The sequence below is a fragment of the Colwellia echini genome (genome assembly GCF_002843355.2).
GTDB lineage: Bacteria > Pseudomonadota > Gammaproteobacteria > Enterobacterales > Alteromonadaceae > Colwellia > Colwellia echini.
Genome location: NZ_PJAI02000018.1, coordinates 41,573 through 53,959, shown reverse-complemented (window position 1 = coordinate 53,959; position 12,387 = coordinate 41,573). Strand labels below are relative to the sequence as shown.

Below are 12,387 nucleotides of genomic sequence, written 5' to 3'. Positions count from 1 at the left end.
GAGATAGAATAAAAAAATACCGCTACTAACGTTTAACCTTTTAGGTAATTGTTAGTAGCGGCTTGGTCGGTAAGTGTTAGTCTTCTAACCCTACAGTCCAGTTTTTAGTCCAATCATTATCTTCAGAAACGGCACCTATGTGGTCAGCATTATCAAAGAATGCATCACCCGCAAAGTCTTTCGGTGTTGTAGTATCTATAGTGTAGATACCGTCAAGTACCGCGCTCATTCCTGCTGCTGTGCTGTTATCAGAGTTTTGGTTTAGTACCCAATCTTGAGTGTCTAATATTTCTGTACCGCCAGCATCTTTAGCACTCTTGAAGTTTTCTTCACAAGCAAATACTGAGTTTGAAATAACTGTTTCGCCAGCAATTGCTTGGTCAACCGTTACTGAAGATGCACCACCTTCAATTTCAAAACATTCACCCATGCCAGTACCGCCAGTTACAACAAAGTTATGTAATTGTGCTTTAGTACCTTCGCGTAAATAAACACCTTCAGAGTCTTTATCTGTTGCAGTAAAACCGTTACCAATAATAGTCATGTTAGCAATGGTTGGGTTTGATTGTTTAACTTTATTAGGCGTTGAACCGTCATTATCAGCTTCAATTGCGCGGTTAGCTTCACCGTCATTTTCTGCATGTTTAACTAAAACATACTGCATTTTACCTGTGTAGCCGTTATCCCAATCAACACTGTCATCTTTGTTACCAGTAAGTACTACGTATTTAGCATTTACAGCACCACCGAAGAACTCAACACCATCATCAGCGTTTTCATGTACTTGAATGTATTCAACTGTTGTACCTGAGCCAACAGCACCAAACGTAATACCGTTAAGTTCGTTATCAGGGGCAATTTCATAACCTGCATGTTTAACAACTACATAACGTAATGTACCTGAGTTGTCTGTATCATCTGTACCACCGAACACAGCACCTTCTTCAACACCCTCAACTTGTAGAGCACATGCACTGTCATCAGTAGGACACTTATTAGATACACCATTACCTAATAATACGATACCACCCCACTGACCAGAGCCTGTTTCAGCACCAGTAAGGTCTTGACTAGAAGTAAAAGTAATTGGCGCCGCTTGAGTACCGTCCGCCTCAATTTTTGAGTCACGGCTAATTACTAAATAATCCTCACCTGAACGACCGTAGATAGTTGTACCTGGTTCAATCGTTAATGTTGCACTGTCAGCTTTATCATTACCAATAAATACCGCACCATTTAATGCGTATAAGTTACCCGCGGTAAGCGTTAAGTCACTTGTAATTGTACCGCTTAATTGACAGGTTGTTTTAACACCATCAACAGAAGTAATAGCCGCAGTACCTGTTGGACAACCTTCAGTTTCATCTTCAGCTGGTGCAGTTACAACACCGCCACCAAAACCAAATGCCCAACCATCACGCCAATCATCACTGCCATCTAAAGCACCAACATAATCAGTTACATCAAAGAATGCATTTTGTGCAGAAGCATCTTGACCAGCGCCAATTAATGGAGAGTTAGCATCAGGGATACCTGTAGAGCCGATTAATATAGAGCTAAGTACTTGGTTTGACGGTTCAGCCGTAAACCATGTTTCTAAATCAAGTAAAACACTACCGTCTGCCGCTTTTGCATCTTTAAAGTTTTCATCGTTGGTACATGCCATAATAACGCTTTGCATAACTGTTTTACCGTTATTGGCGTTATCAACAGTAACCGAAGAAGTATCACCACCTTCAAGCTCTAAACACTCGCCCATTTCACCTGAACCAGTAATTACTGTATTAAAGATTTTAGCTGCTGTACCTTCACGTAAGTAAATACCTTCAGACGCTTTATCTGGTGTATCGAAGTTATTACCAATAATGGTCATGTTTGAAATAGTAGGGCTAGATTGTGGTTCTTTACCTGGGTTACTACCGTCATTATCAGCTTCTATTGCGCGGTTAGCTTCACCAGCATTGTCAGCGTGTGCAATGTATACATGTTGAAGCATACCTTTGTAGCCGTTATCCCAGTCAACACTGTCATCTTTGTTGCCTGTTAATACTAAATGCTTAGCATTTACTGCACCACCAAAGAACTCAACACCATCATCAGCATTAGCATGTACTTGAATGTAATCAACTGTTGTACCTGAACCAACACCACCAAACGTAATACCGTTTAATTCGTTATCTGGAGCAATTTCAAAACCTGCATATTTAACAACAACGTATTTTAAAATACCTGAATCATCTTCCCAATCAGTACCGCCAAATACAGCACCTTCAGTAGTACCTTCAACTTGTAAAGAACAATCACTACCGTCGCTAGGACATTTGTTTGATGGTGCATTACCTAAAATAACTAAACCACCCCATTGACCAGCACTAGTTGCTTCACCTGTAACATCTTGAAGTGATGTCATAATAATTGGGTTAGCTTTAGTACCTTCAGCCATGATTTTTGCATCACGGTGTATAACAACGTAATCGCTACCTGATTGACCAAATAAAACAGCACCTGGCTCAATTGTTAATACCACATCGTTTGCTGCATCACGTGCTTTTAATGTTGAACGTGTTTGCGTTGCAGCAACTGAGCCACCCACTTCAAGTGCACCACTTACTGCGTACATTACAGGCTTGCCACTAAGGCTTGCTACAAGTGTTGTGCTTTCTTCAATTTGACCATCAAGTACTTGAACTTGAACATCATAACCAAGACTATTTGATACTTGCGTACTTAACGCTGTATTAGCCTTACCTGGTAATGCTGTTGTATCGCCACCAGTGCCTGTGCCCGTACCTGTATCAGGATTAGTCACATGTGTATCACCAACTGAGTTGTCTGATGATAAATTAATGTCGCCACCGCAGGCTGCTAGGCCTAAAGTTAACGCTGTTGCTATAACACTGTGTTTAAATAATTTTGTAGTTTGCATTTAATTTGCTCCGCAGCAATTAATGAAAGATTAAATGTTACTTACTCAACACCTGCTTTTGTTAAGCTCAGTATTAATGGGTAACAATTGTTCATATAAATAAATTTGACTACATACTAATGCGAATAAATGACAGAAATAGTGAAAAAATATTACCGTTTAATGTCAGTAATATTTCAAATAGATGACAGTGAATTTGGTGGTGGGTACAAAAAAAGCGCCGAAGCGCTTTATTTAAAAGGAAGTGATGAAATTTTTAAGCTTATAAAAGTTAAATGCTTTTTGAAAACCTAAGAATATAGTTACACTTTCATAACAAGTTATAAATTATAAGTTGTAACCAGTTTCTTCATGTTCAGATTGATCTAAACCGTTAACTTCTTGCTCTTCTGTTACACGTAAACCACTGGTCATTAAGCCAACGAGTTTAAGTAGAATATAAGTAACAATAGCGGTGTAAATAAAGGTAGAGAATATACCAACAAGCTGAACACCTACTTGCTCTCCCATAGTGCTAATGCCTTCGGAAAAACCATAACCACTAAACATACCAAGCGTAGTTGCTGAGAAAACACCCGCTAATAAAGTACCTAAAATACCACCTACGCCATGCACAGGAAAAACATCTAATGAATCATCAATATGCAATTTATGCTTAATATAAAGCGTTGCATAAAAACAAACAAAGCCCGCACTAATACCAATAACTAATGCGCCACCAGGACCAACAAAACCAGATGCAGGAGTAATAGTACCTAAGCCTGCAACCATACCCGTAACCGCACCTAACACACTGGCTTTACCAAATTTTTTCCATTCAATAGCAGCCCAAGTAAGCGTACCTGCAGCGGCTGAAATATGAGTAACCAGCATCGCCATTGATGCATCACCACTAGCGGTTAATGCACTACCACCATTAAAACCAAACCAACCTACCCATAGCATACCAGCACCAGTAACTGTCATTGTTAAGTTATGTGGCACCATAGGAGTTTTAGGAAATCCTCGACGTGGGCCAACAACCAATGCAGCAACTAAAGCCGCTGTACCTGCGGTAATATGTACCACAATACCGCCAGCAAAGTCATAAACACCCATTTGTGCTAACCAACCACCGCCCCATACCCAGTGAGTAACAGGCACATAAACAGCTAACAACCAAAAAGCACAAAATAATAAAACAGCAGAAAATTTCATTCGCTCGGCAAAACCACCAATAATTAGCGCCGGGGTAATTACCGCAAATGTCATTTGAAACAACATAAATAAGCTTTCTGGAATATCCCCCGATAACGCATCTTTAGTAATGCCATGCATCATCATTTTGCTAAAGTCACCAATGAAGCCGTTACCTTCACCAAAAGCTAAACTATAACCAACGACTAGCCATAAAACCGACGAAATAGAGCCGATTGCAAAACATTGCATTAATACCGATAGCACATTCTTTTTACGTACCAAGCCACCATAAAAAAGTGCTAAGCCTGGTAAAGTCATTAATAAAACCAATGCGGTAGAAGTTAAAATCCAACCAGTATTGGCACCATTGAGTTGCGCCCCATTAAGTTGCATCTCGTCAGCCCAAGCTCCACCTGACATAAGTAAACTTATTAACGTTAAACACAAAACCACTGCTCTATTCATAATCATTTCCATCATAATTCATTCAACAATTGCGCTAAGCAAAGCAATAAATACGCCAAAATATAACCCTTTAGTTTTCAGTCAACTAGAAAACCAAGGCATTAAAAAAGTGCTTTATTGCACCAAAAAACAACAACGCATGCAAAGTAAAGCACACAACCGGTGCATCCACCAAAAATAAAGCACAAAATAAGTACAAAATAAGTACAATGAATTTTGATCTTGTTCAACTCCATTAAAGATAGAACAAGGTAATAACTACAGTTAATAACATAAGTAAATAGAAGAGACTTGCCTCTGTGATCGCCATTACCTACAATGGCAACATAACGTTAATGGCTAATCTCTGATAAATATTGGTAATATATGAACTCACAAGTAAACTCATCTACCCCCTCAACAACACCTATCGAAATAGCACCAATTATAGAGTTTTTTAAAAGCCTACAGGATAAGATCTGTTCGGCGTTAACTGATGCTGACGGCTCAGGCGAATTTATTGAAGATAACTGGAAACGAGCAGAAGGTGGTGGTGGCAGAACACGTGTTATGACTAACGGCACAATTATAGAGCAAGGTGGAGTAAACTTTTCCGTTGTGTCGGGGGATAAGTTACCGCCCTCAGCTACTGCACATCGTCCAGAGTTAGCAGGCAGAACATGGCAAGCCTGTGGTGTATCTTTAGTTATTCACCCTAAAAACCCGCACATTCCAACCTCACACGCTAACGTACGTTTTTTTATTGCAGAAAAAGAAGGTGAAGCACCTGTTTGGTGGTTTGGCGGTGGTTTTGATTTAACTCCTTTTTACCCTAACGATGATGATATTAAACACTGGCATCAAACCGCATTTGATTTATGCCAACCGTTTGGTGAAAACGTGTATAACGATCATAAAAAATGGTGTGATGAATACTTTTATTTAAAACACCGTGATGAAACCCGTGGCGTTGGTGGTTTATTCTTTGATGATTTAAACCAGTGGGATTTTGACACCTGCTTTGACTATGTTAAAGCAGTTGGCCAAGGTTTTATAGATGCCTACGTACCTATTATGCAACGCGGTAAAGATATTGAATATGGTGAAGCAGAACGTCAATTTCAACTATATCGACGTGGACGCTATGTAGAGTTTAACTTAGTGTTTGACCGAGGCACTTTGTTTGGCTTGCAATCAGGCGGCAGAACCGAATCAATCTTAATGTCGATGCCACCATTAGCGCGATGGGAATATAACTTCCAAGCTGATGAAGGGAGTGCAGAAGCTAAGCTAGCTAATTATTTAAGCCCGAAAGATTGGCTGGATGTTTTAAAGTAAAGCTTTTGACGTAAGGTATCAATTCAAAAACTGCGTAGGATATCAATTCAAAACTGGATTCCCAACAAGTAACTTCGGGAATGACGAAGCTTGGCTTGTTTTAGTTTAGCTTGATTCGCTTTTTACTTCGCCTTCTTGCTTTTTTACTTTAGCGTGCTTGTGACATGGTTAATGAGTATCAAACGAGTTCCGTCATTCCCGCGTTGTTTTGGCGGGAATCCACATGTTTTTCGGTTTACTTTAGCGTGCTTTGTGATCTGGTTAATAAGTCTCAAACAAGTTCCGTCATTCCCGCGTTGTTTTGGCGGGAATCCACAGTTTTTTCACGAATGACGAAGCTCATTTAAGCCCGAAAGATTGGCTGGATGTTTTAAAGTAAAGCTTTTGACGTAAGGTATCAATTCAAAAACTGCGTAGGATATCAATTCAAAACTGGATTCCCGACAAGTAACTTCGGGAATGACGGTGCTTGGCTTGTCTTAGTTTAGCTTGCTTCGCTTTTTTACTTTAGCTTACTTCCCTTTTTTAGTTTAGCTTACTTCGCTTTTTAGTTTAGCGTGCTTTGTGGTCTGGTCAATGAGTATCAAACCAATCCCGTCATTCCCGCGTTGATTTGGCGGGAATCCACAGTTTTTTCACGAATGACGAAGCTCATTTAAGCCCGAAATATTGGCTGAATGCTTTAAAGTAAAGCTTTTGACGTAAGGTATCAATTCAAAAACTGCGTAGGGTACCAATTAAAAACTGGATTCCCGACAAGCAACTTCGGAAATGACGGTGCTTGGCTTGTCTTAGTTTAGCTTGCTTCGCTTTTTTAGTTTAGCTTACTTCGCTTTTTAGTTTAGCGTGCTTTGTGGTCTGGTCAATGAGTATCAAACGAATCCCGTCATTCCCGCGTTGTTTTGGCGGGAATCCACAGGTTTTTCACGAATGACGAAGCTCATTTAAGCCCGAAATATTGGCTGAATGCTTTAAAGTAAAGCTTTTGACGTAAGGTATCAATTCAAAACTGGATTCCCGACAAGCAACTTCGGGAATGACGGTGCTTGGCTTGTATTGTCTTGGCTTGTCTTGGTTTAGCTTGCTTCGCTTTTTACTTCGACTTCTTGCTTTAATTTTGATTTAGCGTGCTGTTAATGAGTATCAAAAGAATTCCGTCATTCCCGCGTTGTTTTGGCGGGAATCCACAGGTTTTTCATCTAAGTGCTTCCAAATGGCTCGGAAAACCTTATTTAATAAAAGCTAAGTAAATATACACTAAGCTACCATTAAATAAGACTCTCCTCCTCTTCCATTTTTAAAACTAGCCTTTGCATTGTTTTTTGCTTTACGTTGATACGAACCTTTGCCTTTTTTTGCTTTAACTACCTGCATTTTGTAAACCTTTGAAGTCACTAAAGCGGCTAAAAAGTTATTTTTAATTTCACCTCTGCCTAAGTCTGTTGTTGCAGTTGGTTTTTTCTTATTACTCATTACTTTTCCTTTACTAAATTATGAATCCGGTTATTAACAATTGTATGTTTTTAAACCGCTATGGGTTATTAACTGCGGATTATACGCTTTATTAACGAAAGTAATAGAAATATAAACAACATAAAATCAAAGACCTACAACCCTCTTTAATACCTATCCTCTATAACAATACTTTTTTTATTTAATGGCTAAGGGTAAACTGATTAAAAGCAAACAGTCACTTCCTTATTTTATTTTCAACCAGCATTCCACAAGGACTATTCTCAACATGATAATTCAACAGCACAGCCAAGATATAGAAACCCCAACAGGTACTATGCGTACTTACGTTTATCGTCCTCAAGCTGATGGTAACTACCCTGCTATTATTTTCTACTCTGAAATTTTTCAACAAACCGCACCTATAGCAAGAAGTGCAGCGATAATGGCAGGTCATGGATTTGTAGTGCTTGTGCCTGAAGTATTTCATGAGCTAAACCCTATTGGCACAGTACTCGGATATGATGACGCTGGCAAAGATAAAGGCAATCAAGACAAATGGACTAAGCCATTAGAGCATCACGACAGCGACACCCAAGCTTTAGTTAGCTTTATTGGGCAACAAGACTATTGTACTGATAGCATAGGCACCATGGGGGTTTGTATTGGGGGGCATCTTGCTTATAGAGCAGCATTAAACTCAAATATTCTAGCGGCTGCTTGTTTATACGCAACTGACATTCATTCAGGTGATTTACCAAGTGATGAAGGTAATGATTCTTTAACTCGCACCAAAGATATAAAAGCCGAATTATTAATGATTTGGGGTAAACAAGATCCGCATATTCCTGATGCTTGGCGTATGTTAGTGCACAACAATTTATTAGTTTCAGGTAACGTGTTTTCATGGCATGAGTTTAATGCCTCACATGCCTTTATGCGTGATGAAGGTGAGCGGTATGATCCGCAACTTGCACTAAGAGTTTATGGCATGGCAGTTGAGTTGTTTAACCGTACATTAAAATAAATTATTAACAGTAATGAGTTCAAGCTTGGTGTTGTACTTCTTAAGTATCACCATGAATTAGGGGAACACTTGAGTAACAGATCCGAAAGCCCAGAAGGATGCCCGATGTAGCATCCTTCTGGGTTCAGTCACCACTGGGGCAAAATATCAACAACAAAAATAGCTGTTATTAACTCCTAATACTAACGCTTAATATTAGTGCCTAAAAAAGCAAAAAACCTATAGCGTGCTGATTTTAGCTAATACTTTAACCACTAATGCTTGTGCAGTTGCTTCATTATCCGACTCAGCATAACAACGTAACTCAGGGGCATTACCTGACGGGCGTAAATGAATAATGTCGTTATTCGATAGGGTAATTCTTAAGCCATCGGTAACATCTGTTTTAAGTACACTGATCTCATCAAAACCTAGCAATTTGATTAATGCATAAGGCGCTTTACTATAAGCGGCGATATACGATTGGCTTTTTTCAGTTGCGAAGTTTTGTATTCTATCACTCGCTGAAAAGCGTAATGAACAAGCTTCAACTAAGCTAGAAATGTTACCTGCCTCAATACTTGCTGCCAATAACATAATGGCTGGTAATACTGCATCACGAGTTGGTAATGCTTTTAATTCTTTACCGTTAATAACTGTATCTGAGCCTAGTAAAAATCCACCGTTGGCTTCAAAGCCAGCAACTGAATTAAAACTTTTAGCTAAACGTGCAAACTCTGCAATTACATATGGTGAGCCGATACGAGTACGGTCGACTTGTTTAAAAGCATTCGATAACTCTATTGATGTATTTGAACTTACAGGCACCGCTAAGGCGTCTACACCTAAAGCTTTCGCGCATAACAAACCTAAAATATCACCGCGTAACCAATTACCTTTTTCATCGGCAATTAACGGTCTGTCGCCATCACCGTCGGTAGAAAATATTGCATCAAATTTATATTGTGCAGACCACGCTTTGGCTTTGGCTTTGTCTTCATCTGACACAGCTTCAGTATCAATAGGAACGAAAACATCGCTACGCTCAAGTGATGTAACAGTTGCACCAAGTTTTTCAAACAGCGGTTGATATAAATCCCGACCAGCACTTGAATGCTCATAAATACCGATATGTTTACCGGTTAAAAATGGTTGTTCAAATAGTGATAAATAACGGTTTAAATACTCTTCTTCTGCGGCTTTATCAGTGATTAACTTAGTCAAAATAGCAGGTTCATTTGCTACAGATAAAGATTCAAAACTAGCAGTGCTATTTAAAATAGCTTGTTCATCTAGTTTAGTGATTTCGCCATCAGGTCGATAAAACTTTAAACCATTACGGTCGAACGGAATATGACTTCCCGTTACCATAATACAAGGGATTTCACGTTGCATAGCGGCATAAGCTAATGCAGGTGTTGGAATAACGCCATAATAAAGAGTTGTAATACCCAATTTATTAAGGGCTGCACTACAAGCTTGTGCCATGTTGTAACTACTTGGACGATTATCCACAGCAATCGCTAATGTAGTAAAACTAAATTCGTTTTTAATTGCCTCAACAAAAGCAACCGCAAATGCGGCACAAACATCAGGGGTGAATTGCTCAACCAAGCCTCTAGCACCACTGGTGCCAAAAGCAACGCCGCTCTGTGCAAGTACTTCATTGGTAGTTAATTGCGTACTAGCTAATTCGGTCATATTTACTCTTCCATTTACTTAATTTTTTGGTGTTACGATTCGACTAATTAAACCTTGCCAATTAAATTAGCAAACAAGGTTATAAGTAAGTAATGCTCTATTTAACTCTACCGTAGCGATCTTCAAAGCGTACAATATCATCTTCGCCTAAGTAACTACCTGACTGAACCTCGATTAATTCAAGATCAAGTTTCCCTGGGTTTTCAAGTGCATGAACAACACCAATAGGAATATATGTAGATTGGTTTTCTGTAAGTAATATTTCTTTATCACCGTTTTGAACCAGAGCAGTACCAGACACTACAATCCAATGTTCGGCGCGATGATGATGCATTTGCACCGACAATTTTGCCCCTGGTTTAACAGTAATACGTTTAACCTGGAAGCGCTCACCATTATCTACAGAGTCATATTTACCCCAAGGGCGATATACTTCACGATGAATTTGAAACTCTGGTCGCTCTTCAGCTTTAAGCTGATTAACAATAGTTTTAACATCTTGCACTTGCGACTTTTTAGCCACTAAAATTGCATCTTTAGTTTCCACTACTACCACATCGTCAAGACCTACAATAGCAACTAGCTTTTCTTGAGCATTTACATAAGTATTCTTACTATTAGTACTTAACACATCACCTTTAAATACATTGCCATCACTGTCTTTATCTTCAATATCCCAAAGTGCAGACCAACTACCAACATCACTCCAACCACAATCCATAGGAACAACAACAGCTGAAGATGTTTTTTCCATTACCGCGTAATCTACAGAATCGTCAGGACAGGCTTCAAAAGCTTCTTTATCTACTCGAATAAAATCTTGATCAGGATGGATTTCAGCCATAGCTTTTTCACATGCTGCATATATGTCAGGACTATGAGATTTTAATTCAGCTAAATAGCTAGATGCTTTAAACAAAAACATACCGCTATTCCAATAAAACTCGCCACTGGCTAAATACTTTTCAGCAGTTGCTAAATCAGGCTTTTCAACAAATTCATTTACTACAAAGCCAGATTCAGCCCCGTTATTAGCGGTTACCGTATCGCCACGTTTAATATAGCCGTAGCCGGTTTCAGGCGCTGTAGGTACAATACCAAAGGTTACTAGCTTACCACTTGCAGCATGTGCTGCGGCTTTCTCTACTGAAGCACAAAAAGCGGCTTCATCTTTAATGACATGATCAGCAGCTAATACAAGTAATAAAGGATCTTCACCACCTTTAACTGCATTTAAGGCAGCTAAAGCAATAGCCGGTGCAGTATTGCGGCCAACTGGCTCTAAAATAATACCGCTATTTTTAATGTTATTCGCACGAAACTGTTCAGCTACTGAAAAACGATGTTCTTCATTACAAATAACAACTGGCGCTTGATGCTCTATACCAGACAAACGCAAAGCGGTTGTCTGTAACATAGAATGTTCACCTGTTAACGTTAAGAACTGCTTTGGAAAAAGTTGACGAGATAAGGGCCACAAACGAGAGCCTGAGCCACCAGCCATAATTACGGGTAATATCATTGTAAAGTTCCGTTTATTCTATTACGAGGAATATTATCGTGATTGTAACACTGAGCAGCGAATTTATTAAGCAAGCTTTCTTTGTTATTTCTAATAATATTGTTAAAAAATATGGTAGTACATGGCGTTTTACTTTAACTTTAGCAAGAGTTTGAAATGTCACATGAATACACTGTATTCATTAGTGCAATATCATAATGTAATACCAACAGGATTAATTAAGTGAGCAATTTTTAATGAGGATAATTGTTCAAGAACAAGACGCTTGATTAAAAAATAACCAACCATTGAAATAGAAAGCAATAATGTTATTGGATATTTAAGCCATTTTAAAAGATCACTTAATCTTTTGGGTTGGTATAATACTTTAAGACACAAACAATCTACAAGGGTTTAACTTTGTCACAATCCCCAAAAAAAATTCGCGATGAGCAAACCATTAAAGGCTTATTAGAAAAAATGCCTCCGCATGTTGCAGAGAGTTTTAACGATGAACAACTCACGCATTTATTTACGATCTTATGTTCTCGAAGTTGGGGGAAGCATACAATTGATTTAAGAGGTACTTTTAAAATTCCTTTGTACAAATGGCGATTTTATTATGTATTTCTAACAGGTCGAAATCATCGAGATTTATCAAGAAAGGAAAAAGAATTATCGTTAGTCACTAAAGGGGTTGTGGTGAGCGTATTTTTATTAATTTCAACCTGTATGGGTATCCTCATACTCTATCTCCTGAAATCAGCACTAGGAATCGACATACTTCCTAATTTTTCATTGGGCATTTGGAGTTGGTTTAAAAGTGCATTTGAGTAACTA

9 protein-coding genes are annotated in these 12,387 nt (G+C 38.8%); 4 read left to right on the top strand and 5 right to left on the bottom strand.

Translation table 11 applies throughout. The features are described from left to right. Positions 1-76: 76 nt before the first annotated feature. On the bottom strand, positions 77-2,926 hold the full coding sequence (locus CWS31_RS13955) for a hypothetical protein (RefSeq protein ID WP_101343670.1): 2,850 nt from the start codon (positions 2,924-2,926) through the stop codon (positions 77-79). 129 nt (positions 2,927-3,055) lie between these two features. Here CWS31_RS13955 and CWS31_RS17590 point away from each other — a divergent pair, with 129 nt between their 5' ends. After that, on the top strand, positions 3,056-3,220 hold the full coding sequence (locus tag CWS31_RS17590) for a hypothetical protein (RefSeq protein ID WP_170252887.1): 165 nt from the start codon (positions 3,056-3,058) through the stop codon (positions 3,218-3,220). Between the two features lie 33 nt (positions 3,221-3,253). Here the strand turns inward: CWS31_RS17590 and CWS31_RS13950 are convergent, their stop codons facing one another. Beyond that, positions 3,254-4,570 (bottom strand): ammonium transporter, encoded by a 1,317-nt coding sequence (locus tag CWS31_RS13950; protein WP_101343669.1) that lies wholly within the window; start codon positions 4,568-4,570, stop codon positions 3,254-3,256. Between the two features lie 366 nt (positions 4,571-4,936). Between CWS31_RS13950 and hemF the strand changes: the two genes are divergently transcribed. Beyond that, positions 4,937-5,887 carry an oxygen-dependent coproporphyrinogen oxidase gene (hemF, locus tag CWS31_RS13945; protein ID WP_101343668.1) on the top strand — a complete coding sequence of 317 codons (951 nt, stop codon included), beginning with the start codon at positions 4,937-4,939 and terminating at the stop codon, positions 5,885-5,887. A 1,257-nt stretch (positions 5,888-7,144) separates the two neighbouring features. Here the strand turns inward: hemF and arfA are convergent. Continuing rightward, positions 7,145-7,360: an alternative ribosome rescue factor ArfA gene (gene arfA / locus CWS31_RS13940; RefSeq protein ID WP_101343667.1), complete on the bottom strand. Its 216-nt coding sequence runs from the start codon at positions 7,358-7,360 to the stop codon at positions 7,145-7,147. 268 nt (positions 7,361-7,628) lie between these two features. On the opposite strand from arfA, the gene CWS31_RS13935 reads away from it, so the two are divergent. Further along, positions 7,629-8,366, top strand: a complete 738-nt coding sequence (locus CWS31_RS13935) for a dienelactone hydrolase family protein (RefSeq protein WP_101343666.1) — start codon at positions 7,629-7,631, stop codon at positions 8,364-8,366. Positions 8,367-8,585: 219 nt separating this feature from the next. On the opposite strand, the gene CWS31_RS13930 is transcribed toward CWS31_RS13935, so the two are convergent. Continuing rightward, on the bottom strand, positions 8,586-10,046 hold the full coding sequence (locus CWS31_RS13930; protein ID WP_101343665.1) for a phosphomannomutase: 1,461 nt from the start codon (positions 10,044-10,046) through the stop codon (positions 8,586-8,588). Between the two features lie 97 nt (positions 10,047-10,143). Continuing rightward, entirely contained in the window at positions 10,144-11,568 is a 1,425-nt protein-coding gene (locus CWS31_RS13925; protein WP_101343664.1) for a mannose-1-phosphate guanylyltransferase/mannose-6-phosphate isomerase, read from the bottom strand. Between the two features lie 399 nt (positions 11,569-11,967). Here CWS31_RS13925 and CWS31_RS13920 point away from each other — a divergent pair, with 399 nt between their 5' ends. Next, entirely contained in the window at positions 11,968-12,384 is a 417-nt protein-coding gene (locus tag CWS31_RS13920) for a 3-phosphoshikimate 1-carboxyvinyltransferase (RefSeq protein ID WP_101343663.1), read from the top strand. The last annotated feature ends 3 nt before the right edge of the window (positions 12,385-12,387 follow it).